Consider the following 25842-nt stretch of genomic DNA (forward strand, 5'->3'; position numbering starts at 1 on the left):
CGATGACGTGCAGGCTCCTGAACTGGTCAATCTGCTGGCCGACCGGCGTCTCGCCGTGCTGACCGGCGCCGGCATCTCCACCGACTCGGGCATCCCGGACTACCGCGGGCCGGACTCGCCGCCGAGCAATCCGATGACCATCCAGCAGTTCCTGTCCGGGCCGGCCTTCCGGCAGCGGTACTGGGCCCGCAACCACATCGGCTGGCGGCACATGGCCGCACGCCGGCCCAACGCCGGCCACCGCGCCGTGGCCGCCATGGAACGCGCGGGCCTGGTGACGGGCGTCATCACCCAGAACGTCGACCTGCTCCACACCAAGGCCGGCTCCCAGACGGTGGTGAACCTGCACGGCACGTACGCCCAGGTCGTCTGCCTGAGCTGCGGACACACCATGACCCGGGCCGCGCTGGCCGTCGAACTGGAACGGCTCAATCCCGGTTTCACCGAACGGGCCGAGGTCGGAAGTATCGGCGTGGCCCCCGACGCCGACGCCACCGTCGAGGACACCGCGACATTCCGGTACCTGGACTGTCCACGCTGCGGCGGCATCCTCAAACCCGACATCGTGTACTTCGGCGACAGCGTGCCGAAAGACCGCGTGCAACAGGCGTACGCCCTGGTCGACGCCGCCGACGCGCTGCTGGTCGCGGGATCATCGCTGACGGTGTACTCGGGCTACCGCTTCGTCCGGTACGCGGCCGCCGCCGGCAAGCCCGTCGCGATCATCAACCGCGGCACCACCCGCGGCGACGACCTGGCCACGGTGAAGATCGAGAGTGGCTGTTCGGAAATGCTCGCGCTGCTGTCCGGCGAATTGGCCGCTCAGAACCTCTCCGGGTGCCAGTAGACATCCTCCGGAGTACCGGACAGCGCGTTGTCCACGGCCTCCCGGCCCTGCAGATAGCCGTAGTCCTGGTTCGACGACTCGTAGCGCCAGCCACCGAACCGGCCGCGGCTGTAGAAGCCGTGCGCGCGCAGCCGCTCGTCGACGGTCCGCACGATGTCGTCACGGCCCAGGGTCGGCACCGGATAGCCCATCGGCACTTCCCGCACGAACCGGCTCACCACGTACTCCGACTCGGCCCCCAGCGCCCGCAGTGATTCCTCGGTACGCCGCACCGCGTCGTCGGCGGTCAGTGGCTGTCCGGGCAGCAGCGGCACCTCGCACAGCACGTTCCAGCGGCCGTCGCCGGCGTTGGTGGGGTCGTAGTTGTTCAGCATCGTGGCCCGGTACCACGGCACGCCCAGGTCCGGGCAGTACAGCCAGGTCTTGTCGGCCAGCGCGTCCGGCGCCGCACCCCGGTAGCCCAGCCCGACCGCGTAGATCCGACTGGCACACAACGTGTTTCGCTCGGCCGTCCCGTGTGCGCCGGCGCCACCGAGCCAGCCCCAGGCCGTCGTCAGCGGCGCCGAGCTGACGCAGTGGTCGTAGGAGACGGTCGAGCCGTCGTCCAGCGTCGCGACCCGCCCGGCCACATCGACGTCGACGACGCGGGTATTCAGCCGCACCGTGCCGGGCGCCAGCATCTGGTCGTGCACGCCCTGCCACAGTGCACCGGTGCCGCCGATCGGATACGGAAAACTGCCCGCGGGGGCCGGCGCCGAGCCGGCCAGCCCGAGGCGCGGTACGTTCGGCGCGGCGCTGCCGCTGCGCAACGATGTCCATTCGTGGTCGATGTGTTCGAGCGGGGCCGTCCACATCTTGTAGTTGTAGGGGCCGAAAAACTCGTCAAAAAGTTTGCCACCGAAATTGTTGCGGTAATAGTCGGCGAGGTTGTGCAGCGGTGCGTCCGGGTACAGGTCGGTCGGCATCTCGGCGAGTTGCTGCTGGATGGGCGTGGGCACCAGACTCTGCGGCCCGCTGCCGTCGAGCCACACCCAGCCGTTGCGGGCGACGTCGTTCATCTTCACGCCCGAGGCGTCGACCGCACGGTCGAATTCCGCGAAGTGGCTGTGCAGCACGTGGCCGCCGAGATCCCAGGTGAAACCGTGTTCGTCGCGCACCGACGTGGCCATGCCGCCGACCTGATCACCGGCATCCACCACCAGATGGTCGACCCCGAGTTCGGTCAGCCGGACGGCAGCGCCCAAACCCGTCGGGCCGGCGCCGACAATGAGAAAGGTCGGCACAGGGTCAGAAATCGACGACCAGTCGGGCCGGTTCGAAGCCCTCGGCGAATGCCCGGCGGCACAGGAAGCCGTAGTGCTCAGCGGAACTGCGCACCCACGAGGCACTGACCTTCTCGCTGGCCTCGGCCTGCGACACGTGCGACATCAGGGCTTCGATCTTCTTGTCCAGCGAGTCAGAGATGTCGACGAACGCCGTCGGATTGAAACCGATGGCCGACGGCCCGCCGTACGTCATGATCGACGACACCCAGCGCGCCGCACCGAGGGTACACCGCGAGACCACCCGGTGGTCCTGGTGACTGTCGTTGGCCGTGTGGGTGTAAACGATTGTGGCAGAAGACTTTTCGATGGCGTCTTCGATCAGGTGGACGAGCTCGAACTCCTGCAGCGAAACGCGGCAGTCGCCGAAGCCCTGACCCCACAGCAGTTCGTGGACGCCGAGCACCTCCACCGCGCGGAGCTGTTCACGCACCCGCTCCTGCGAGTCGCCGGGCCCCTCCTCGCCGCGGGTCACCACCAACATCGTGACCCGGTCGCCGGCCGCGACATGCTTTGCCAGCGCACCCCCGCAGCCCAGTTCGATGTCATCGGGATGCGCGCCGACCGCCAGCACGGACTGTCTCGCCATCGCCCCCTCAATTCTGTTTGCTGCGTCAGGTGTCGAAGGCAGCATAACCCTAATTTAATGGGTAGGCCTTCTCCAGCAGGGAAAACACCGAACGAGGCGTCGATTCTAGCCAAATACACACGAAGTCGACGTCAAATTGCTACCAGATCATCGGCATGCACCGCGGGTCGGCGCAGCTCGACGGGCAGTTCGGGCGTGGACCGGCCGATGATGCCCGCGAGCTCGGAATCTTCGTAGGCCACGACGCCCCGCGCCACCGCGGTGCCGTCGGGACCGTGCAGCTCGACGACGTCGCCGCCGTGGAAGCGCCCGGCGACCGCGGTGATCCCGGCGGGCAGCAACGATTTTCTTTGCCCGACGACGGCCCGCACCGCACCGGCGTCCAGCGTCAGGGTCCCCGTCGTCTCGGCGGCGTAGCGCACCCAGAACCGCCGCGCCGACATGCGCTCGGGACGCGCCGCAAAGACCGTACCCACCGACGCGTCGGTCAGCGCGGCGGCAGCGTCGCTGGCGGCCGCCAGCAGGACCGGCACACCGGCATCGGCGGCCAGCAGCGCAGACGACAGCTTGGAGGCCATACCGCCCGTGCCCAGGTGACTGCCCCCGGTCGCCGATACGCCGTCGAGGTCACCCGACGCGGCGACCTCGGGAATGAAGCGCGCGTTGCCCTTGCGGGGGTCGGAGTCATACAGACCGTCGATGTCGCTCAGCAGGATCAGCGCGTCGGCCCCCACCAGCTGCGCCACCAGTGCCGACAGCCGGTCGTTGTCGCCGAACCGGATTTCGTTGGTGGCCACGGTGTCGTTCTCGTTGACGATCGCCACCGCGTGCAACGCCCGGAGCCGGTCCAGCGTGCGCTGCGCGTTGTTGTGCTGCGCGCGCTGGGCGATGTCGTGGGCGGTGAGCAGTACCTGCCCGACGGTCCGGTCATACCGGCCGAACGCCGCGCTCCACGAGTTGACCAGGGCCACCTGCCCCACGCTGGCCGCGGCCTGCTTGGTGGCCAGGTCCGTCGGGCGCCGGCTCAGGCCGAGCGGCTCGATCCCCGCGGCGATGGCGCCAGACGACACGATCACGACGTCCGATCCGGCCTTCATCCGCTTCTCGATGGCGTCGGCCAGCGTAGCCAGCCGGCCGGCGTCGAACATGCCGTTGGGCGAGGTCAGCGCCGTGGTGCCGATCTTGACGACGACGCTGCGTGCGGTGCGCACGGCCTCGCGATGCGCCGAGACCGTGCCGGAGCCCTGCGTCACAGGTCTTCCTCGGCATCCTCCGCTGACCGACGGCGCTCCTTACGGGCCGCCTTGCGTTCCGCGGCCCCGACGCGATCGGTCTGTTCCAGGCGAATGTCGGTGCCGCGACCGGACATCTGCATGTCGACACCCGCGGGCGTCTGCGGCTCCCAGTCGAACGTGACGTCGCCGATGGTCACCGCACAGCCCGCGCGGGCGCCCATCTTGAGCAGTTCGTCCTCGACGCCCAGGCGCGCCAGGCGGTCACCGAGATAGCCGACGGCCTCGTCGTTGTCGAAGGCCGTCTGGGCGATCCAGCGTTCCGGCCGGGTGCCGCGCACGATGAAGCCGCCCGAGCCGTCGGATTCGACGGTGAAGCCGGTCTCGTTGACCGCGACGGGCCGGATGATCGGCCGGCGCGGGGCCACGACCGGCTGCGCGGCACGGTATGCCGCGACCATGTCCCACAGGGCAAAGGTCAACGGGCGCAGGCCATCTCGGCTCACGGTCGAGATTTCGTAGACGGGCCAGCCGTACTTGGCCGCCACCTCGTCCTTCACGAAGTCGGCGAGTTCGCGGGCGTCGGGCACGTCGATCTTGTTGAGCAGCACCGCGCGGGGGCGCTCGGCCAGGTCACCCAGGGTCGAATCCCCTTGCAGCGTGGGCGTATACGCGGCCAGCTCGGCCTCGAGCGCCTCGATGTCGGAGATCGGGTCGCGGCCCGGCTCGAGGGTCGCGCAGTCGACCACATGCACCAGCACGGCGCAGCGCTCGATGTGCCGCAGGAAGTCCAGGCCCAGGCCACGGCCTTCCGAAGCACCGGGGATTAGGCCCGGGACGTCGGCGACGGTGAAGGTGTTGTCGCCCGCCGACACCACACCCAGGTTGGGCACGAGTGTGGTGAACGGGTAGTCCGCGATCTTCGGCTTGGCGGCCGAGATGGCCGACACCAGAGAGGATTTCCCGGCCGACGGGAAACCGACCAGGCCCACATCGGCGACCGTCTTGAGTTCGAGGGTGAGATCCCGGATCTCGCCCTTCTCCCCCAGCAGCGCGAAACCGGGCGCCTTGCGGGCCCGCGAGGCCAGCGCGGCGTTGCCCAGCCCACCGCGGCCACCCGCGGCGGCCTCGAAGCGGGTACCGGCGCCCACCAGGTCGGCCAGCATGCGGCCCTGCTCATCGAGCACGACGGTGCCGTCGGGCACGTGGACCTCGAGATCGGCGCCCGCGGCGCCGTCGCGGTTGCTGCCGGCGCCGGGCTTACCGGACGGCGCATCGACGTGCGGGCGGAAGTGGAAGTCCAGCAAGGTGTGCACCTGCGGGTCGACGACCAGGACGATGCTGCCGCCCTTGCCGCCGTTGCCCCCGTCCGGCCCACCGAGCGGCTTGAACTTCTCCCGGTGTACCGATGCACAGCCATTGCCGCCGTTACCGGCGCGTGCGTGGATCACCACACGGTCAACGAACCGGGGTGCCATCTGACGTCCTCTCCCTCAAGAAAAAGAAAAGCTGCCACGAGGCGAAACCTCGTGGCAGCTTCACACCTCGTGGGAAAAGGTTAAGCCTCGACCGGGACGATGTTGACCGTCTTGCGACCACGCTTGGAGCCGAAGAGCACCGAGCCGGCGGCCGTGGCGAACAGGGTGTCGTCGCCACCGCGACCGACGTTCACGCCCGGGTGGAAGTGAGTGCCGCGCTGACGGACGAGGATCTCGCCGGCCTTGACGACCTGGCCGCCGAAACGCTTGACGCCCAGTCGCTGGGCGGCTGAATCGCGACCGTTACGAGAGCTGGACGCGCCCTTTTTATGTGCCATGTCTGTTCGCTCCCTTACTTACTTGATGCCGGTGACCTTGACGACCGTCAGCTGCTGACGGTGGCCCTGGCGCTTGTGGTAGCCGGTCTTGTTCTTGAACTTGTGGATACGGATCTTCGGGCCCTTGGTGTGCTCGAGCACCTCACCGGTGACAGCGACCTTGGCCAGCGCGTCGGCACTGGTGGTGACCTTCGCACCCTCGACCACGAGAGCGACGGGCAGCGACACCGAGGCGCCCTGCTCAGCGTCGAGCTTCTCGATCTTGACCACGTCACCGACGGCAACCTTGTACTGCTTGCCACCAGTCTTGACGATTGCGTACGTGGCGTTATCGGCTGCCATCGTTGGTGTTCCTCTGTTCTTCGTTTCGTCTACTGCGGGGCGCGCGCCACCCGAAGGCTGCGAGCGCGGGTCTTAGGTTGGAGCGGCGCGGGCGTCCGCAGCTCTCCATGTCGCCGGTGTCGGCCAGGCGACAACTGGTCAAGGGTACGTGACCAGTTAATCGAGGGTCAAACCGCGTGGACCCTCACGGCATCAGCCATCGACACCTCCGACCGGCGGACCGGCGGGACGGGCCGCAGCGCGGCGCCGCTGCCGGACGACGGGAACCTGGGCGACGACCGGTTCAGCGGGCTGATCAGCCTCGTCCTCGTCGTCGTCGTCGTCCTCGTCGTCTTCGTCGTCGTCCTCATCCGAGTCGTCCTCGTCCGAGTCGTCGTCTTCGTCGGTGTCGTCGTCGAGGTCCAGCTCATCGCTGTCGTCGTCGCCGTCCTCGAAGTCCTCGTCGAGCTCGACTTCGAGCTCATCGTCTTCCGAGTCCTCGTCCTCTTCGACGTCCTCATCGGTGTCCAGCTCGGTCAGCACCTCGGTGGACTCGACGGCGTCGCCGTCGGCCGCTTCGTCGGCCAGGCCCTCGGTGTCCTCGGTGGCGTCCTCGTCGTCGAGCTCGTCCTCGTGCTTGCCGTTCGCGGCCGCCATGGCCTTGAACATCGGGTGCTCGCCCTGCGGATGCGACGGCACCTTGGCCACCGGCGTCTCCTCGACGCGCGGCGCGGCCTTCTTGGCGCGCTTGCTGCGCCGGCCGCCACCACCGGCGCCGCCGGCGGCCTCGGCCTTCCGGCCGTTCGCCGACGCGGTGTCCACCGGATCGCCGTGCAGCATGATGCCGCGGCCCGCGCAGTGCGGACACGTCGTGGAGAACGCCTCGATCAGGCCGGTGCCGAGCCGCTTGCGGGTCAGCTGCACCAGTCCGAGGGAGGTGACCTCGGACACCTGGTGGCGGGTCCGGTCCCGGGCCAGCGCCTCGGTCAGGCGGCGCAGCACCAGGTCGCGGTTGGATTCGAGCACCATGTCGATGAAGTCGATGACGATGATGCCGCCGATGTCCCGCAGCCGCAGCTGACGGACGATCTCCTCGGCCGCTTCGAGGTTGTTGCGGGTGACCGTCTGCTCCAGGTTGCCGCCCGAACCGGTGAACTTGCCGGTGTTGACGTCGACGACGGTCATGGCTTCGGTGCGGTCGATCACCAGGGTGCCACCCGAGGGCAGCCAGACCTTGCGGTCCATCGCCTTGGCCAGCTGCTCGTCGATGCGGTACACGGAGAACACGTCCGGACCCGTGGGCCCGCCGGCGGGCTCGTACTGCGAGATGCGCGAAAGCAGTTCGGGCGCAACCGAGTTCACGTAGCCGTTGATGGTGTTCCAGGCCTCGTCACCCGACACCACGAGCTTGGAGAAGTCCTCGTTGAACAGGTCGCGGATGACCTTGACCAGGACGTCGGGCTCCTCGTACAGCGCCACGGCGGCGCCGGCGGCCTTGGCCTTGGTCTCCGCAGCCGTCGTCTCGATCTCGGTCCAGCGTTCCTGCAACCGGTTGACGTCCGCGCGGATGTCCTCTTCCTTCACGCCCTCGGACGCGGTGCGGATGATCACACCGGCGTCGGCGGGCACGACCTCCTTGAGGATTTCCTTCAGGCGCTGACGCTCGGTGTCCGGCAGCTTGCGGCTGATGCCGGTCGACGACGCTCCCGGCACGTACACCAGGTAGCGCCCGGCCAGCGAAATCTGCGTGGTGAGGCGCGCGCCCTTGTGCCCGACCGGGTCCTTGCTGACCTGGACGACGACGTAGTCGCCGGGCTTGAGCGCCTGCTCGATCTTGCGGTTGTTGCCGCCGAGGCCGGCAGCCTCCCAGTTGACCTCACCGGCGTAGAGCACACCGTTGCGGCCCCGGCCGATGTCGACGAACGCCGCCTCCATCGAGGGCAGCACGTTCTGCACGATGCCGAGGTAGATGTTGCCGACCAGGCTGGCCGACGCGGCGGACGTCACGAAGTGCTCGACCACGACGCCGTCTTCCAGCACGGCGATCTGGGTGTAGCGGGCACCTTCGTGCGGCGGTTCGGTGCGGATCTTGTCGCGCACCACCATCACGCGCTCGACGGCTTCGCGGCGGGCCAGGAACTCGGCCTCGCTCAGGATCGGCGGCCGGCGCCGGCCCGCGTCCCGGCCGTCACGACGGCGCTGCCGCTTGGCCTCGAGCCGGGTGGACCCGGTGATGCCCTGGATTTCGTTGTTGTCCGACTTGGTGCGCGGGGCGCGCTCGTGGACGACGGTGTTGGGCGGATCGTCGGGCGAACCGGCCTCACCATCGGCATCGTCACCGCCGGCACCGCCCGACTTGCGGCGGCGACGACGGCGGCGACGGCGGCTGGCACCGTCGGACGCGTTCGCGTCGTCGTCACCGGCGTCTTCGTCGGCCTCGCCGTCGGTGTCCTCGTCACCTTCGGCCGACGCATCCTGCGTCTCGCCTTCGGCGTCACCGTCGGTGGCGTCGTCGCTGCTCTGTTCACCCCGGCCGCGGCCACGACCCCGGCGGCCACGACGGCGGCGCCGGTTGGCGGGCCGCTCGCCGTCTTCGTCGGTGCCGTCCTCGCCGCCCTCGTCGGCGGCGTCGGCCGCATCGTCGGCGGTGTCGTCGTCGGCGAAGTCGTCGGGCTCGGCGGGCGGCCGGAATGTCACGGGCTGCGGCGCCACGAACAGCGGCAGGTAGTCGGCGGGCTCGGCAGCGGGCGCCGGGACCGTCTCGAGTAGCAGGCGGGACTCGGGCTCGTCTTCGTCGGGCTCCGCGGCACCGGCATCGGCCGCCTCGCGGGCGATCTCGACGGCGGCTTCGGCGACGTCGACGGCTTCGACGGCGACCTCGGCGGTCACTTCGGTGCTTTCGCTGACGACCTCGACCAGCACTTCGGCCGCCGGCTCGACGGTCGCGGCCGGTGCGGGGTCCTGCGTCGCCTCGCCACCGAGTCCCAGCAGGTCACGGACTCGCTCGGCCTCGGCGCGCGTCACCGTGGACGCCGGGTTGCGGGGCCTACCGTCGACCCCGGCGAGGGTCTCGGTGATCTTCTTGCTGGTCGTCCCGAGGATCCGGGCGAGCGAGAAAATCCGCAGGCGCTCGGGGAGCTCTATCGGCTCCGCTGCGCTGCTGGCGTCTTCGGATCGGGCTTCAAGTTGGGCATCGTCGGCCACGTATTCTCCTCAAGCCCCCGGGCGCGTCGTGCGACGCGGCCACGCGAGGGCTTCTTGTATTGGCTCGGGGAACTTCTCCCGAGATTGTTGTGGTCTCGCACCTAGCGGCCCACGGGGAGCCCTCGGTGCCTGGCTGAATGATGGCTGGACGGTCGGCGCCGCACCCGGATTACTCCGGGTGGTCGCGTCGTCTAAGTCTTCATCCGGGCGTCCGCTCCTGGTATGAAGCAGGTCACCCGTACGCCAGTATCCCACATCGTCGGCCAATCTCCGACGAGGTGCCGCCGGTAGCTCAGCTACCGGCGGACCACAGTGTCAGTTACCGGGGAACCACAAGGCGATTTCACGGGCCGCGGACTCCGGGGAATCCGAGCCGTGCACCAAGTTGTCCTGGGTGACCAGGGCCAGGTCACCACGGATGGTGCCGGTCGCGGCCCTCTCCACCGGGTCGGTGCCGCCGGCGATCTGCCGGAAAGCGGCGACGGCCCGCGGGCCCTCGACGATGGCGGCCACCACCGGGCCGGAGGTGATGAATTCCAGCAGGTCACCGAAGAAAGGCTTGCCCTCGTGCTCGGCGTAGTGCTTGGTCGCCAGCTCCACGCTGACGGTCTTCAGCTCCAGTGCAGCGAAGGTCAGGCCCTTGCGCTCGATCCGGCTGATGATTTCGCCGATCAGGTTGCGCTTGACGCCGTCGGGCTTGATCAAAACAAGGGTCTGCTCAGTCACGGCGGACAGCGTACTAGTTCAGTAACCGAATGGAGCGATTCGGGCGCAGCTCATTGCTGGCCGGGCAGCAGGCCGCGGTCCTGGCGGCGCTTGACCTCGGACCGCAGGTACGCGATCAGGACCCAGACGAGCAGGAAGATGATGCCGACGATGCCGATGGTGACGTCGATGAACGCGCCGAGGATCAGCACGAACTGCATCCCGATGTTGACCCACAGCGCCCACGACCGGCCCTGCATCCCCGACAACAGGCCCAGGACGACCGCCATGCCGATGAGGTAGCCGCTGCTGAGCGGCGTCAGGCCGCCGTGGAACACCGACACCACCGGCAGCGCCAGCAGCACCACGATGACTTCCAGGATCAGGGTGCCGGCCATCACGCCGCGGAAGCTCTTCCAGGGGTCGGGCTGGTTCGGGGCGGTCATGCCGGGTCCTTTCCGAACAGGGTGCGGGCCGCACCGGCCGTCACGACCGAACCGGTGATCACCATGCCCGCGCCGGAGAACCCGTCGGACGAGCCGTAGTCGTTGCCCGACTGCTCCACCAGCGCCGTCGCCGCCTCGATGGCGTCGGGCAGGTTCGGTGCGGTGACGACGCGTTCGGGGCCGAAGGTCTCCTCGGCCAGGGACGCCAGCGTCTCGGTGTCCATGGCGCGCGGCGACCCGTTGTGGGTCACCACCACCAGGTCGAACGCCGGCTCGAGCGCGGCCAGGATGCCGGTGACGTCCTTGTCGGCCATGACCGAGATGACGCCGACCAGGAACCGGAACTCGAACTCGGTCTGCAATGCGTCGGCGAGCGCCGCGGCGCCGGCCGGATTGTGCGCGGCGTCGATGAACACCGTTGGGGCGCTGCGCATCCGCTCCAGGCGGCCGGGGGTGGTCACCGACGCGAAGCCCTGACGGACGGTGTCGACATCGAGCTGACGGTCGGCACCGGCGCCGAAGAACGCCTCGACGGCAGCCAGCGCCAGGACGGCATTGTGCGCCTGATGCTCGCCGTGCAGTGGCAGGAAGATGTCGGTGTAGACACCGCCGAGGCCCTGCAGTTCCAGCAGCTGCCCCCCGACGGCGACCTGCCGGGCGCGGACGGCGAACTCGGACTCCTCACGGGCGACGGCGGCGTCGGCCGTAACCGCCTGCGCCATCAGCACTTCCATGGCCTCGGGAACCTGGCGGGCGATCACCGCGACAGTGCTGGGATCGGTGCCGGCGGGCACCAGGTCGGGCTGCTGGCGGGCGATGATGCCGGCCTTCTCCCCCGCGATCGCGGCGATGGTGTCGCCGAGATAATCGGTGTGGTCCAGGCCGATCGGCGTGATGACGGCGACCGGGGCGTCGACGACGTTGGTGGCATCCCACCGTCCGCCGAGGCCGGTTTCGATGACTGCGACGTCCACGGGTGCGTCGGCGAACGCGGCGAACGCCATGGCGGTGAGCACCTCGAACTTGCTCATCTTGGGGCCGGGCTCACCCAGCTCACCCGCTTCCGACTGCCGGTCGACAATCTCGACGAACGGCTCGATCTCGGTGTAGGTGGCGACGTATTGCGCTGGGCTGATGGGCTTTCCGTCGATCGCGATGCGTTCGGTGGCGGCCTGCAGGTGCGGGCTCGTCGTCCGGCCGGTGCGCCGCGAGAACGCCGTCAGCAGCGCGTCGATCATCCGGGTGACCGAGGTCTTGCCGTTGGTGCCGGCCACGTGGATGCTCGGATAGCCGCGCTGCGGCGAACCGAGCATCTCCAGCAGCGCCTCGATCCGGACGGTGCTCGGCTCGATCTTGGTCTCCGGCCACCGCTGGTCGAGCAGATACTCGACCTGCAGCAGTTCGGCGATCTCGTCGGGTGTGGGGGTGCTCATGCGGACGGCAGGCCGGCCAGCCGGGTGTTGATCCGGTCGACCTCTTCCTGGGCGAGCTGCTGGCGGGCCCGGATCTTGGCGACCACATCCTCCGGCGCCTTCGCGAGGAACGCCTCGTTACCCAATTTGCCTGCGGTCTGGGCGAGTTCCTTCTGCGCGGCGGCCAGGTCCTTCTCCAGCCGGCGCCGCTCGGCGGCGACGTCGACGGTGCCCGAGGTGTCCACCTCGACGACGACGGTGCCCTTGGACAGCCGGACCTCCACCGCCGCCGAGGGATTGAAGCCGTCGGCCGGCTCGGTCAGCCAGGCCAGGGAGGTCACCGCGGCCACCTGGGCATCCAGGTCGGCCTCGCTGATGCCCACCAGGCGGGCGGGCACCTTCTGCCGGTCGTTGAGGCCCTGGTCACTACGGAACCGGCGGACCTCGGTGATGAGCTTCTGCATGTCGGTGATCCGCTGCGCGGAATCCTGATCGAGCGCGACACCGGAGGCCTGCGGCCATTCCGCGATGACCAGCGACTCGCCACCGGTCAGCGACTTCCACAGCGCCTCGGTGACGAACGGCATCACCGGGTGCAGCAGCTTGAGCAGCACGTCGAGCACCGCGGCCAGGACCGCCTTGGTGTGCTCGGCGCGCGAACCACCTTCGAACAGTTGGGCTTTCGCGAGCTCGAGGTACCAGTCACAGAACTCGTCCCACGCGAAGTGGTACAGCGCCTCGCAGGCCCGGCTGAATTCGTAGCGCTCGAGCGTGTTGTCCACCTCGGCCCGGACCTCTTCGAGACGGCCCAGAATCCAGCGGTCGGCGTCGGTGAGCTCAGCGGCTTCCGGCAGCGGAGCCGGCGCCGCACCATTCATCATCGCGAAACGCGTTGCGTTGAACAGCTTGGTCGCGAAGTTGCGGGACGCGCGGGCGTGGTCCTCACCGATCGACAGGTCGCCACCGGGGCTGGCACCGCGGGCCAGGGTGAAGCGCAGCGCATCGGCGCCGAACGTCTCGACCCAGTCCAGCGGGTCGATGCCATTGCCCTTGGACTTGCTCATCTTCTGCCCGAACTGATCGCGGATCAGCCCGTGCAGGAAGACGTTCTCGAACGGCACCTTCGCGCCGCCCAGCACCGGATCGTCGGCGACGAAGGTGCCGAACATCATCATGCGGGCCACCCAGAAGAACAGGATGTCGTAGCCCGTGACCAGAACCGTTGTCGGATAGAACTTCTCGAGCTCCGGCGTCTTGTCGGGCCAGCCCATGGTCGAGAACGGCCAGAGCGCCGAGGAGAACCACGTGTCGAGCACGTCGGGGTCCTGCTCCCAGCCGGCCGGCGGCTCCTCGTCGGGGCCGACGCACACGGTCTCGCCGTCCGGGCCGTGCCAGATCGGGATGCGGTGTCCCCACCAGAGCTGCCGGGAGATGCACCAGTCGTGCATGTCGTCGACCCAGGCGAACCAGCGGGGCTCCAGGCTGGTCGGGTGAATCACGGTGTCGCCGTTCCGGACTGCGTCACCGGCGGCCTTGGCCAGCGATTCGACCTTGACCCACCACTGCATCGACAGCCGCGGCTCGATGGCCTCGCCGCTGCGCTCCGAGTGCCCGACGCTGTGCAGGTACGGCCGCTTCTCGGCAACGATCCGCCCCTCGGCGGCCAGCTTCTCGCGCACCTTGACGCGGGCCTCGAACCGATCCATGCCGTCGAATTCGGTTCCGGTACCGGCGATGGCGCCCTTGGTGTCCATGATGGTCGGCATCGCCAGGTTGTGCCGCAGTCCGATCTCGAAGTCGTTCGGATCGTGGGCCGGCGTGACTTTGACTGCGCCCGTACCGAATTCGGGGTCGACGTGCTCGTCGGCCACGATGATGATGTCGCGGTCCAGGAACGGGTGCGGCAGGGTCTTGCCGACCAGCGCGCGGTAGCGCTCGTCGTCGGGATGCACCGCGATGGCGGTGTCACCGAGCATCGTCTCGAGTCGCGTGGTGGCCACGACCAGGTGGGGCTCGGCGTCGTTCATCGAGCCGTAGCGGAACGAGACCAACTCGCCCTCGACGTCGTCGTACTTCACCTCGAGGTCGGAGATCGCGGTCTCCAGCACCGGCGACCAGTTCACCAGCCGCTCGGCGCGGTAGATCAGGCCGGCGTCGAACAGCCGTTTGAAAATGGTGCGGACGGCGCGCGACAGGCCCTCGTCCATGGTGAAGCGGTCCCGGCTCCAGTCGACGCCGTCGCCCAGGCGGCGCATCTGGCCGCCGATGGTGCCGCCGGACTCGCGCTTCCACTCCCAGACCTTCTCGACGAAGCCCTCGCGGCCGAAGTCCTCTTTGGTCTTGCCGTCGGCGGCAAGCTGCTTCTCGACCAGGGTCTGCGTGGCGATACCAGCGTGGTCCATGCCGGGCAGCCACAGCACCTCGTAACCCTGCATGCGCTTCCGCCGGGTGAGCGCGTCCATCAGGGTGTGGTCGAGCGCGTGGCCCATGTGCAGGCTGCCGGTGACGTTCGGCGGCGGCAGCACGATGGAGTACGGCGGCTTGTCGCTGGTCGGGTCGGCGGTGAAGTACCCGGCGTCGACCCAGCCCTGGTACATGTCAGCTTCTACCGCGCTCGGATCCCACGTTTTGGGCAGGGCATCGGCCGCGTTCACGGTCGTGGGATCAGGCGTATCGCTGGCAGTCACCGGCCAATTCTAGGTAAACCCGGTGACCGGACGTAAAACTGCCCCTCGGGGCCTACTTCTTGTTGCCGAACAGCCCGCCCAGGACGCTGCCGAGCACGCCGCCGGCGCCCTGGTTGCCGCCACCGCCGAGGACGCTGCCCAGGATGCTGCCGAGCGGGTTGTCACCGGAGCTCGTATTGCCGCCGGCGTTGTTACCGCCCAGCGCGCCGCCGAGGATGTTGCCCAGCACGTCGCCGAGACCACCGCCACCGGACGCCGCGGGCGTGGACGCTGCGCCGCCGCCGGTGAGCTGCTTGCCGATGTAGGCCAGCACGATGGGCGCCAGGATCGGCAGCAGCTTCTGGATCAGCTCACTGTTACCCGCGCCACCGCCGGCCAGCGCCGACGCCACCTGGCCGCTGTCGTTGCCGCCGAAGATCTTCGCGACGGCGTCGGCGCCCTGGTCCTGGTTGACCTGGTCGACCGTCACGCCACCGTCGAGCAGCCCGCTCGCCGCGTGATCGGCGGCTTCGCTTTCGAGGCCGGCCGCGGTGTCGGGGTGGTCCTGCGCGGTCTGCTGTACACCGCCGAGCAGCAACGGCACCAGCTGTTGTACGGCGCTGTTCACCTCCCCTTCATCAGCGCCGAGCTTGGCCGCAATCTCTTGTGTCGGAATCTGATTGAGCAGTTCGTCAAGACCAGCCATGGCATGTTCCCCTCGTCACCGATGTGTGTGAAGCGCCTCGCCGCCGACACTAGCCGGGTCGGCGGCGAGGCACAGCACTTCGGCGCTTGCTGCGCGAATCAGCGCCCCAGCGCCTCGGTTTCGAACGTGACGCCGGCGGCCGGCAGCCGCGTCATCAACACATCGCCCATCGCCGCGGCCGGCGTCAGCACGCCCTTCAGATCCGACAGCCGGTCGCGGTCGAGGGCCAGCGCCAGCCCGCTCTCGCCCAGCAGCACCGCGGTCGCCTTGTAGCCCGGGTCACCCTGCTGCGCCATGACCGAGCGGTACCGGGCGCCGCTGGTGGTGCGGGTGTAGGTCTCGACGCGGTAGTAGCCCTTGTCCCGCGCCTGCTCGCTGGGGCCGGTCCCGGGCTTCGGCACGACACGGTCGATCAGGCCGCGGGGCAGCTTGTTGAAGAAGCGGCTGCCGAGGTTCATGACGGCCGCGTTGGCCGCGGTACCCAGCGCCGAGGCCACCGGCGCGATGGGCGACGACCCCAGGCTCATGTGCTCCGAGTACCGCAAGCGGCGCCCGTACTCCCAGCCCAGCAGTGCGTTGCTGCGCCGCACGATGCGGGTGTTGGCCACCGCCATGACGAAGGCACCGGTCCACGTGCCGGCGAGTTCGGGGGCGATGTCGCGGCCCCGGCGCCACGGGGTGTCGGTCTGGTGGCCGAGGTCGGGCTCCGCACCGCGATCGGTCGTCAGCGTGTACGGGTCCATCATGGTCCGGCGCAGTTCCTCGTCACCGGACGTCCGCGTGAACAGCTCGAGCATCGAGGCGACGGTGCCGCCGGATACCCCGCCGGAGAATCCGCGGAGCACGTAGTCGGTGTCGGTGAGCTCGCCGGCGCCGTCCGCCGCGGCGGCCTTGTACAGCGCGTAGACGGTGAGATCCGAAGGGATGGAATCGAATCCGCACGAGTGCACGATGCGCGCACCGGTGTCGGCGGCCTGCTTGTGGAACAGGTCGATGCTCTCGCGGATGAAGAGGCTCTCGCCGGTCAGGTCGGCGTAGTCGGTGCCGGCGGCGGCACACGCTGCCACGAGCGGCAGGCCGTATTTGAGGTACGGCCCGACCGTGGTGGCGACCACCTGGGTCCGCTCGGCCATGGCATCCAGGGTGTGCTGCGACGCGGCATCGGCCTGGATCAGGCCCCAGTTCTGCCCGGCCGCGCCGAGCGAGTCGCGGACCGCGGCCAGTTTGTCCATCGACCGGCCCGCCAGCGCTATCCGCGCCTGCCCTCCGTTCTCGGCCAGGTATTGGGCGGTCAACTTCCCGACGAAGCCGGTGGCGCCATAGAGGACGATGTCGAATTCGCGCTGCGGTGCGGTCATGCTGCCAACCTAACCGAGGGTCTCCGGCAGGTCGACGTGTTCTTTGCGCACGTGCTCGGACAGGAATGCCGTCACCACCTGGTACCAGATCTTGGCGTGCTGCGGCGCGGCGATCCAATGACCTTCGGACGGGTAATAGAGGTAGCGGTGCACAGTTTCACCGGTGTCGTCGGCCGGTAGCCCCGACCGGGTCACCAGGTCGTTCCACAACCGCAGTCCTTCGCCGATCGGGACGCGATAGTCCTTGTCGCCGTGGATCACCAGCATCGGCGTCCTGATGTTCTCGACATGGCGGTGCGGCGAATTGCGTTCGGCCATCTCGGGTGTCATCTCACGGGCCCACCAGTAGGCGCCGTCGGTCGTCGGCCCGAACTGATCGAGCGCCCACAGGCTGGCGTGCGTGACGATGGCGGCGAACCGGTCGGTGTGCCCGGCGATCCAGTTGGCCATGTAGCCACCGAACGAGCCGCCCATGGCGGCGATCCGGCCGGCGTCGATGCGCGGGTGCGCGCATGCCGCGTCGACGGCCGCCATCAGGTCGGTATACGGCGCGAAACCCCAAGCGCCCCAGCCACGTTGGATGAAGTCCTGACCGTAGCCGGTGGACAGCGCCGGGTCCGGCATCAGCACCGCGTAGCCGAGCGCGGTGAGCAGCCAGGGATTCCACCGCCAGTGCCAGGTGTTCCAGCTGCCCAGCGGCCCGCCGTGCACCCACAACAGCAGTGGCGCGGGCGCGTCGCCGGCCGGCAGTGTCAGCCAGGAACGAACGGGCGTGCCGTCGTCCGCGGTCGCCGTCAGCTCGACCAATTCGCCTGGCAGTTCGGGAAATTCGACGCCCGGCAGCACGGTGACGGATCCGTCGGCGTCTACGCGGACCGGATGCGGCGGCGTCAGGTAGCTGCTGCGCAGGGCATACAGCGCACCGCCGGCGACGGGCCGCACCTCGCCGTACGCGAAGTCGTCGTGCGTCAGCTGGGTAACGACGCCTCTCGACGGGTCGACGGCGAAGATCGGCGCCCGGCCGTTGTCGTCCGCGGTGACCAGCAGGTTCGACCCGTCGTGCGACCAGGTCACCGATGCCGGCCAGCGGTCCCAGTGCGCGGTGAGCTCCACCGGCTCGGCACCGAAGACCTGGCGGCACAGCGTGATCCGCGGCGCCTGCGCGGGTGTCGAGAGCGTCTCCCGCAGGTACGCGACGGTGGTGCCGTCGGGCGAGATCGCCGGGTGCCCCAGGTCGGCAGCCGGGTCGTCGGCGATCACGGTGCGCTCCCCCGTCGCGATGTCGATGCGGACCAGCACGCTGCGCAGCGCGGCCCCCGCAGCGGGGACCTGCCACGACGCGACGGCGAAGCTGCCGTCCGCACTGACCGCCACGGTGGCCTCGTTCAATGCCATCCCCGGCTGCAGCGTGATGTCATGGGCCGCACCCGATTCGACGCGGAGCAGGTGCGCGTGATCGGGACCCAGGTCGTGGTCCCAGTGCCGCACCGGGTACCCGGTGTGCAGAATTGCCGACACCTTCTTGTCCTTGCGGAGGGTGCGCAGCCGCTTGTCGTCCTCGGGCGTGCCGGCCGACGGGAGCATCGGCGCCGTCACCACGACGACGTCGGCCGCGCGGGCGGCGTGCACGCCCGTGACGCCGCCCGCCAGCTCCAGAAGTCGTTGTGCCTCACCGCCGTTGGCGGGCAGTTGCCACAGCGCCGCCGGCGGGTCGTCGTCGGTGTCGGTGGGACGGGCCGCGACGAACAGCAGGTCACCGGCCGCGGTGAAGGCCGGCTGGGACTCCCCCTTGGCTCCGTACGTCAGCCGGCGCGCCTCGCGCTGACCGTCGGGGTCGAGTTCCCAAGCCGCGGTGACGAATTCGGTGCCCTTGGCGTTCAGCTCGCTGATCATCGTGACGACGCGACGGCCGTCGGGTGAGACCGCGAGCCCGGACACCCGGGGCAGTGAGAAGTACGTATCCAGGTCGTCGAACGGTGTCAGGGCCATGCTCCGTTGTTAGCACATGACGGGGCGCCGCCTCGCGCGATCATTGCCTGGGGTGGCGGTCGAGGAAGTCGTCGATGAGGGCATTGACGGTGTCGGGCGCCTCATAGGCGGCCAGGTGGCCGATCCGATCCAGGACCACCAACTCCGAGCCCGGAATCGCCTCGGCCATCCGGCGCACTTCGGCAACGGGAAAGCTCGCGTCCTCGCGACCGGCGACGACCATGGTCGGGGTGTTGATGCGGCCGAACAGCGCGTGCTGGTCGGGACGCCTGACGACGATGCTCTCCACCGCGAAGCTGGCCGACCGGGCCTCGTTGCCCGTGATCATCGTCACCAGTCCGTCGACCAGGTCGGGACGCTGGCGGCGGGTGGTCTTCCCGAGGAATCGCGGCACGACCGTCGACCGCACGAAGAGCGGGCTCCCGGCCAGCCGGGTCATCCGGGCCGCGAGCGCGAGCTGCAGACGGTCCCATCTGGCGCCCTCCGACGCCGTGCCGTTGAGCAGTACCGCGCATCCGACCCGTTCCGGAAACGTCGCCGAGATCGTGCCGCCGATCATGGCGCCCCACGAATTGCCGACCAGGTGCGCCCACGGCAGCCCCAGCGCGTCCAGGACGTCCACATATGCCCGCGCACTGGCCTCGAAGGTGAAAGGACTGCGCAGCGGCTCGCTGCGCCCCTGTCCTGGCGGGTCGATCGCGATGGTGGTGTACCGGCCGGAGAAGTGCGCCACCTGCGCGGCGTACAGCGTGTGGTCGGTCAGGAGGCTGGGCATCAGGAGAATCGGGTCGCCGGAGCCGCTGACGTGGACCTGCAGGGCGCCGAGGCCGGTCGCGATGTCATGCGTCGCCATGTCCCCATAGTTTCATCAAGTGACGGATCATCCGTGGACGCCGGGGCAACGGCGGTGACGACGACAAAGGGCGCCGGACCTTGTGGTCCGGCGCCCTCTGCTTGTCTCGTCGGCGCGGTTGTGGCGCCCTGAGCCTTCGGGAATCAGCCCCGACGGCCGCAGACCGGCCAAGCGCCCATGCCCTGACGGGCGGCGACGTTCTCGGCGACTCGAATCTGCTCGTCCTTGCTGGCGGTGTGGGGCATGCCCGAACCACCGTTGGCACGCCAGGTGCCGAGGTTGAACTGCAGCCCGCCGTAGTAACCGTTGCCGGTGTTGATGGACCAGTTGCCACCAGACTCACAGGCTGCAACGGCGTCCCAGTTGTGGCCGCCGTCCGCATTCGCGGTACCGGTTCCGATGACCATCGGGGCCACAGCAACTGCCCCAGCAACGGCAACCAGTCCAAGCGTTGTGCGGATGTTCTTCACGTTGTTCCTCTCGCCGAGCGCGCGCCAAACATCGCCCGCGCATAGGCGGTGCGAACTGCTGCCTGCCGGGCAGGCGTTAGGGGGCTGAATCGTGTCGTCTCGGTCGGACACGACAGCGGGGGCGGTTTGATCGGTCCGGGCTCGAGGCCGGCGGACGCCACGGGCAACAGGCCATCTGCTCTGGTCCCACCGCGATCCCGCTCACACGCAGGTTCATGGTTTTTCAGTTGTTTGCTCTCTTGGAGCAGCACGAGGACCGTAGCAAGAATTCGCGCGGCAATGTCGAACCGGTCCCAGCCAGATAACAAGCAGATCACAGCCGAACCTGAGAGGAACATAAGCAGGTCACGCGATATATAAAGCACCCCTAACAAATCACGGTTCGGCAACATTTCGTGATAGAGGTCACCATGAAATTGTGGCGTGGCACACAGAATTCAATTCACACGAGTCACAGTCGTCGCAGGTCAGCGGCACATTTCGGCAGCGCCGCCGCTAAACATCCGGCGTGTCGCCCGGTGAAATCCAGTTGCGCCGGCGCCGCAGTTCGCTGCCGACGGACGCGTCAAACCCGGCGGGACTCGCTAGGGCCGCTCGACACCGCCGCCAATCAGCACTTTTCATGCGTCCGATGCGCACTGTTCGAGCAGCGTTAACCGACCACCTACGCTGGTGAACAACTAAACCTGTTGCACTGCAACAGGTTTCGAATTCGCGAATGCCCCAGGCGACGAATTGTTCGGAATTGCGACGATGAATTTCCGAATTGGGCGCAGAGCGCGGAAATCGCAGTTATTCGAATTCGTGGAACAGCGAGGAATTCAGGGATTCACAGCCGGGCGATGGACCTTTGCTGTGGGTCAGACGAAATCGTCCGGGCTGTTGACGTTGACCAGTGCCCGCTGCCGGTCCATCACCACGCGCTGGGTGTCGGAGGTGTCGACCAGGGCCCGCATGCTGCGCCGCCCGTGGGCCACCAGCTCGTCGGCCCGAGTGGCCAGTGCGGTCCGGTAGATGCCCGCCAGGTAGTGGTCCCGCCCGTCCCAGGGCAGCACCACGTCGGCGTCCACCCGGGCCGCGTGTTCGGCGAGCTCGTCGATCAGCTCGGCCGTCAGATACGGCATGTCGACGGCACATACGAACGCGCGCGGGTATCCGGCGTCGGCCGCGGCGCGCAAACCACGGGCGGTGGCCAGCAGCGGTCCGACCCCCGGGGTCGCGTCGCGCAGCACTTCCGCGTCCAGGTCAGGCAGCGCCTGGCCGCGGGCGGCGATGACGAACACCGCCTGGCAGCGGGACCGCAGCGTCGCCACCGTCTGCTCGACGAACGTGATCTCCCCCGCCGGCCCGCGGAACCGCACGGTGGCCTTGTCGCGCCCCATACGACGAGACGCCCCGCCGGCCAGTACAACTGCGGCCAGCGGGGCGTCTTCGTTCAAGGTGTCGTTACTCTTCGACGGTCCAGGTGTCCTTGCCACGCAGCAAGGATTGCAGAGCGGCGGTGTCGTGCGCCTTGGATTCCCGCGCAGAGGCGATCTGAGCCCGCGCTTCGTCGTCGTAGGTCGGGCGGTTCACCTGACGGAAGATGCCCATCACGGTGTGCTCGAGGTTCTGCTCCGACAGGCGCGACAGCGCGAAGGCGTACGCCGGGTCGTCGAGGTGAGCGTTGTGCACCACGATGTCCGACGGATCGACGTCGGCGGTCTTGCCGATCTCCAGTCCGTAGCCGGACTTGGTCACGCAGTACTCGTTCTCCGCGCCGAAGGTGATCGGCTGGCCGTGCTGCAGGTTGATCAGGCGCTCCTCGGCGCCTTCCTTGCGCAGCGCGTCGAACGAACCGTCGTTGAAGATCGGGCAGTCCTGCAGGATCTCGACGATGGCGGCACCGCGGTGCTGGGCCGCGGCCTTGAGCACCTCGGTCAGACCCTTGCGGTCGGAGTCCAGCGCGCGGCCGACGAACGTCGCCTCGGCACCCAGGGCCAGCGACACCGGGTTGAACGGCTGATCCAGCGAGCCCATCGGGGTCGACTTGGTGACCTTGCCGACCTCGGAGGTCGGCGAGTACTGACCCTTGGTCAGACCGTAGATCCGGTTGTTGAACAGCAGGATCGTGATGTTGATGTTGCGGCGCAGCGCGTGGATCAGGTGGTTACCACCGATCGACAGCGAGTCACCGTCACCGGTGACGACCCACACCGACAGGTCCGGGCGCGCCAGCGCCAGACCGGTGGCGATGGTCGGGGCACGACCGTGGATCGAGTGGAAGCCGTAGGTCTCCAGGTAATACGGGAACCGGCTCGAGCAGCCGATGCCGCTGACGAACGCGATGTTCTCGCGGCGCAGGCCCAGCTCCGGCAGGAAGTTGCGGATGGTGTTGAGGATGACGTAGTCACCGCAACCCGGGCACCAGCGCACCTCCTGGTCGCTGGTGAAGTCCTTGCCCTTCTGCGGCTGGTCCGTGGTCGGAACCAGGGCAGTCTTGCTGAGGGCTTCGGTCAGGCCCAGATCAGCACCGATCAGATCCGTCATGCGTTTGCTCCCACACCGGTTTCCACGGTGGCGGCTGCCAGCCGTGCGAACTTGGCCTTGTCAGTTTCCTTCTCGCGCAGCGATCCGTCCAGCGCCGCGCTGATGATGCCCTCGACCTCGTCGGCCAGGAACGCCATGCCCTCGACCTTGGTCACCGACTGGACGTCGACCAGGTACTTGCCGCGCAGCAGGAGCGCCAGCTGGCCGAGGTTCATCTCCGGCACGACGACCTTGTCGTACCTACGCAGCACCTCTTCGAGGTTCGCCGGGAACGGATTGAGGTGGCGCAGCTGCGCGTGGGCAACCTTGACGCCGTTGCGCCGGGCGCGGCGGCAGGCTTCGCCAATCGGGCCGTACGAGCTGCCCCAACCGAGCATCAGCAGCTCGGCTTCGCCGCTCGGGTCGTCGACCTCGAGGTCGGGCACCTTGATGCCGTCGATCTTGAGCTGGCGCAACCGGACCATGAGGTCGTGGTTCTTGGGCTCGTAGGAGATGTTGCCCGAGCCGTTGGCCGCCTCGAGACCACCGATGCGGTGCTCCAGACCCGCGGTACCGGGGATGGCGAACTGGCGGCCCAGCGTCTCGGGGTCACGCGCGTACGGCTGGAACGGCTCGCCCGCCTTGGCGAACGTGTGCTCGATGGCCGGGTAGCCGGCGATGTCCGGGATCCGCCACGGCTCCGAACCGTTGGCGATGGCGCCGTCGGACAGGATGATCACCGGCGTGTGGTAGGTGATGGCGATCCGCGCGGCCTCGACCGCGACGTCGAAGCAGTCCGACGGGGAGGCGGGCGCCAGCACCGCGACGGGCGATTCGCCGTTGCGGCCGTACAGCGCCTGCAGCAGGTCGGCCTGTTCGGTCTTGGTCGGCAGACCGGTGGACGGGCCACCGCGCTGCACGTCGATGACGATGAGCGGCAGCTCGGTCATCACCGCGAGGCCGATGGCCTCCGACTTCAGCGAGACACCGGGGCCCGACGTGCTGGTCACGCCGAGCGCGCCGCCGTACGAGGCACCGATGGCCGCGCCGATACCGGCGATCTCGTCCTCGGCCTGGAAGGTCAGGACATTGAAGTTCTTGTGCTTGGACAGCTCGTGCAGGATGTCGCTGGCCGGGGTGATCGGGTAGGTGCCGAGCACCACCTGGATGTCACCCAGCTGACCGGCGGCGACGATGCCGTACGCCATGGCCGTGTTGCCGGAGATCTGGCGGTATTCACCGGACTTGAGCTTGGCCGGGGCCACCTCGTAGGTGGTGCCGAAGGCCTCGGTGGTCTCGCCGTAGTTCCAGCCGGCCTTGAGCGCCAGCACGTTGGCCTCGGCGATCTCGGGCTTACGGGCGAACTTCTCACGGATGAAGGCCTCGCTGTGCTCCAGCTCGCGGCCGTACATCCAGGACAGCAGGCCGAGCCCGAACATGTTCTTGGCGCGCTGACCGTCCTTCTTGGTCGCGCCGATGGCCTCGACGGCGGCCAGGGTCAGCGTGGTCATCGCCACCGGGATGACGACGAACTCGGACAGCTCGTCGTTCTCGAGCGGGTTCTCCTCGTACCCGACCTTGGCCAGGTTGCGCTTGGTGAACTCGTCGGAGTTGGCGATGATCATGCCGCCGCGCGGCAGGTCGGCGACGTTGGCCTTGAGTGCGGCCGGGTTCATGGCGACCAGCACGTCGGGACGGTCACCGGCGGTGAGGATGTCGTAATCCGCGATCTGGATCTGGAACGACGACACACCGGGCAGAGTGCCCTGTGGTGCGCGGATCTCGGCGGGGTAATTCGGCTGCGTCGCAAGGTCATTGCCGAAGAGCGCGGCTTCCGAAGTGAACCGGTCACCGGTCAGCTGCATACCGTCGCCGGAGTCACCGGCGAAGCGGATGACGACCTTCTCGAGCTTCTGCCGCGAGGCTGCGCCACTCCCGGCGCCGGTGCCGTTGTCGTCGTCGTTGAGACCCACGACGCCTGCCTTTCACACTCTGTTTCGACCGTCCGTCGCACTGTTTCGGAGACGCCGCAGAACGGTGCTCACGATCGCCAGCCCGGCGCCCGCCAAAATTTTGATGTCACTGCTAGTACCGATTATTGCACTTCTCTTAGGGTGCACTCGCCAGGACGCGCCATTGCAGGCGGTGTGGCGGCCCCACAAATGCGCACGTCAAATCGATTGCGGCCGCTTGACACCTGTCAAAATGTGGCTTTCATCACGTTCCGGCAGGTGGAATTCCTAAGAACGCGGTTACCGATCGGTAGCGGTCCGCGCTAGCACTCGGCCGCATCGGAAACATCCGGCGGCACAAGCGATTAGGCGTCAGTCCGGTTGCCCGTCTGGACGGGTGTCCAGACGGCGGCCGTGCCACCGCAGGCGGAGCAACATCAGCTGCCGGTGTGCCTGGAACCCCAACGCCAGCGGGTCGGCCCAGGCGCGGCGACCCGGCGTACCACGTCCGGTATCGGTATCCATACGGCCATTGTCCAGAAGCTGGGCAACCGCGCACGTCACGCGACGGGACGCCGACATGTCGGTCCGGTGAAGATTTGCGGACACCGCTGGTCACGTCACAAGAAGCTCACGGCGACGGTGTCCATGAGCACATACGCGGCGATCGCGAAGACCAGGTAGGCGAACCAGCGCTGCAGTCGCCCGGTGTCGAGCCGGGTGCCCAGGTGGCCGGCGACCAGCGAACCGACGATCGCGGTACCGACGAACGCCGCGGTGACCGTCCAATCGATGCTGGTGCCGCTGAGGTGGGACAGCAGGCCCGCCAACGAGTTCGCGACGATGATGAGCAGCGAGGTACCGATCGCGATGGGCATCTCCACCCCGAGCATCAACACGAGCGCCGGAATGATCAGAAAGCCGCCGCCGACGCCGAAGAGTCCGGTGAGCAGCCCGACGAGGAAACCCGCAGGAATCGATCTGGAGGCACAGCGGCGCCAGTCGATGCCGGAATCACCGACTCTGCAGGCGGTACCGGTGCCGCCGTTGTCCTGCAGCATCCGGATTCCGGCGAGCACCATGACCGCGGCGAAGCCGACGAGGAGCACCGGCTGCGGCAGGTGGCGGCCGATGGCGCTGCCGATGAAGGTCGCCGGGATACCGGCCGCCGAGAAGACTGCGGCCAACCGCCATTGGACGTGGCCGGCCCGAATCTTCGGCAGCGCGCCCACCGCCGAGGCGATGCCGACGACCAATAGCGACATCGGAATCGCCTGCTCGATGCCGAGCCCCAGCACATAGACCAACGCCGGTACCGCCAGAATGGAACCTCCGCCGCCGAGCAGGCCGAGCAGGACGCCGATGACGGCGCCCAGGCCAAGGGCGAGAACGATATTCACGGAACGTCACTCTCCTCAAACGGAAACGGCGGGACGCGTCGCGCGC

Annotated in this window: 21 protein-coding genes and 1 pseudogene; 1 reads left to right on the top strand and 21 read right to left on the bottom strand. The window is 68.3% G+C overall.

Going from position 1 to position 25842, the window contains the following annotated elements; translation table 11 throughout:
* Positions 1-7: 7 nt before the first annotated feature.
* The gene (locus ACJH6I_RS21605) at positions 8-847 is read left to right on the top strand and encodes an NAD-dependent protein deacetylase (protein WP_318985526.1); all 840 of its coding nucleotides are present in this window, start codon (positions 8-10) and stop codon (positions 845-847) included.
* Here the strand turns inward: ACJH6I_RS21605 and ACJH6I_RS21610 are convergent.
* From ACJH6I_RS21610 to ACJH6I_RS21710, 21 genes and pseudogenes are all read right to left on the bottom strand, one after another.
* Positions 823-2130, bottom strand: a complete 1308-nt coding sequence (locus tag ACJH6I_RS21610; RefSeq protein WP_406784471.1) for a protoporphyrinogen/coproporphyrinogen oxidase — start codon at positions 2128-2130, stop codon at positions 823-825. The two genes, ACJH6I_RS21605 and ACJH6I_RS21610, sit on opposite strands and share 25 nt — an antisense overlap.
* Positions 2131-2134: 4 nt before the next feature.
* Positions 2135-2758, bottom strand: a complete 624-nt coding sequence (locus ACJH6I_RS21615; protein WP_020102177.1) for a PIG-L deacetylase family protein — start codon at positions 2756-2758, stop codon at positions 2135-2137.
* Positions 2759-2889: 131 nt separating this feature from the next.
* Positions 2890-4011 (bottom strand): glutamate 5-kinase, encoded by a 1122-nt coding sequence (gene proB, locus ACJH6I_RS21620; protein WP_406784472.1) that lies wholly within the window; start codon positions 4009-4011, stop codon positions 2890-2892.
* A complete protein-coding gene (gene obgE / locus ACJH6I_RS21625; RefSeq protein ID WP_212812307.1) occupies positions 4008-5468 on the bottom strand; it encodes a GTPase ObgE in 1461 nt (486 codons plus the stop codon). The genes proB and obgE overlap by 4 nt, the downstream gene beginning before the upstream one ends.
* Positions 5469-5548: 80 nt before the next feature.
* Positions 5549-5806 (bottom strand): 50S ribosomal protein L27, encoded by a 258-nt coding sequence (rpmA, locus tag ACJH6I_RS21630; protein ID WP_020102180.1) that lies wholly within the window; start codon positions 5804-5806, stop codon positions 5549-5551.
* Positions 5807-5824: 18 nt separating this feature from the next.
* Positions 5825-6148, bottom strand: coding sequence for a 50S ribosomal protein L21 (gene rplU, locus ACJH6I_RS21635; protein WP_020102181.1), 324 nt, complete (start codon positions 6146-6148; stop codon positions 5825-5827).
* A gap of 192 nt (positions 6149-6340) precedes the next feature.
* Positions 6341-9331 (bottom strand): Rne/Rng family ribonuclease, encoded by a 2991-nt coding sequence (locus tag ACJH6I_RS21640; protein WP_406784473.1) that lies wholly within the window; start codon positions 9329-9331, stop codon positions 6341-6343.
* A gap of 315 nt (positions 9332-9646) precedes the next feature.
* Positions 9647-10057 carry a nucleoside-diphosphate kinase gene (gene ndk / locus ACJH6I_RS21645; RefSeq protein ID WP_212812309.1) on the bottom strand — a complete coding sequence of 137 codons (411 nt, stop codon included), beginning with the start codon at positions 10055-10057 and terminating at the stop codon, positions 9647-9649.
* Between the two features lie 50 nt (positions 10058-10107).
* A complete protein-coding gene (locus ACJH6I_RS21650; protein WP_212812310.1) occupies positions 10108-10482 on the bottom strand; it encodes a DUF4233 domain-containing protein in 375 nt (124 codons plus the stop codon).
* A complete protein-coding gene (locus ACJH6I_RS21655; protein ID WP_212812311.1) occupies positions 10479-11915 on the bottom strand; it encodes a folylpolyglutamate synthase/dihydrofolate synthase family protein in 1437 nt (478 codons plus the stop codon). Before ACJH6I_RS21655 ends, ACJH6I_RS21650 begins: the two co-directional genes overlap by 4 nt.
* Positions 11912-14581: a valine--tRNA ligase gene (locus ACJH6I_RS21660; RefSeq protein WP_212812312.1), complete on the bottom strand. Its 2670-nt coding sequence runs from the start codon at positions 14579-14581 to the stop codon at positions 11912-11914. Before ACJH6I_RS21660 ends, ACJH6I_RS21655 begins: the two co-directional genes overlap by 4 nt.
* 52 nt (positions 14582-14633) lie before the next feature.
* Entirely contained in the window at positions 14634-15266 is a 633-nt protein-coding gene (locus ACJH6I_RS21665; RefSeq protein ID WP_212812313.1) for a DUF937 domain-containing protein, read from the bottom strand.
* 98 nt (positions 15267-15364) lie between these two features.
* Positions 15365-16624 (bottom strand): trans-acting enoyl reductase family protein, encoded by a 1260-nt coding sequence (locus ACJH6I_RS21670; RefSeq protein WP_346414375.1) that lies wholly within the window; start codon positions 16622-16624, stop codon positions 15365-15367.
* Positions 16625-16633: 9 nt separating this feature from the next.
* Positions 16634-18613, bottom strand: a complete 1980-nt coding sequence (locus ACJH6I_RS21675; RefSeq protein ID WP_212812315.1) for an alpha/beta fold hydrolase — start codon at positions 18611-18613, stop codon at positions 16634-16636.
* Positions 18614-18653: 40 nt separating this feature from the next.
* Positions 18654-19466, bottom strand: a complete 813-nt coding sequence (locus tag ACJH6I_RS21680; protein WP_406784474.1) for an alpha/beta fold hydrolase — start codon at positions 19464-19466, stop codon at positions 18654-18656.
* A gap of 143 nt (positions 19467-19609) precedes the next feature.
* Positions 19610-19831, bottom strand: a pseudogene (locus tag ACJH6I_RS21685) (transglycosylase family protein); the annotation flags it as partial.
* A gap of 965 nt (positions 19832-20796) precedes the next feature.
* The gene (gene mobA, locus ACJH6I_RS21690; protein ID WP_212812318.1) at positions 20797-21375 is read right to left on the bottom strand and encodes a molybdenum cofactor guanylyltransferase; all 579 of its coding nucleotides are present in this window, start codon (positions 21373-21375) and stop codon (positions 20797-20799) included.
* 7 nt (positions 21376-21382) lie between these two features.
* Entirely contained in the window at positions 21383-22465 is a 1083-nt protein-coding gene (locus tag ACJH6I_RS21695) for a 2-oxoacid:ferredoxin oxidoreductase subunit beta (protein WP_212812319.1), read from the bottom strand.
* Positions 22462-24417 carry a 2-oxoacid:acceptor oxidoreductase subunit alpha gene (locus tag ACJH6I_RS21700; RefSeq protein ID WP_212812320.1) on the bottom strand — a complete coding sequence of 652 codons (1956 nt, stop codon included), beginning with the start codon at positions 24415-24417 and terminating at the stop codon, positions 22462-22464. The genes ACJH6I_RS21695 and ACJH6I_RS21700 overlap by 4 nt, the downstream gene beginning before the upstream one ends.
* Before the next feature lie 351 nt (positions 24418-24768).
* Positions 24769-24921, bottom strand: coding sequence for a hypothetical protein (locus ACJH6I_RS21705; RefSeq protein WP_020102196.1), 153 nt, complete (start codon positions 24919-24921; stop codon positions 24769-24771).
* Positions 24922-25016: 95 nt separating this feature from the next.
* A complete protein-coding gene (locus tag ACJH6I_RS21710; RefSeq protein ID WP_212812321.1) occupies positions 25017-25796 on the bottom strand; it encodes a sulfite exporter TauE/SafE family protein in 780 nt (259 codons plus the stop codon).
* Positions 25797-25842: the final 46 nt, after the last annotated feature.

This window comes from Mycobacterium sp. SMC-13, assembly GCF_045311035.1.
In the GTDB taxonomy this organism is placed as follows: Bacteria; Actinomycetota; Actinomycetes; order Mycobacteriales; family Mycobacteriaceae; genus Mycobacterium.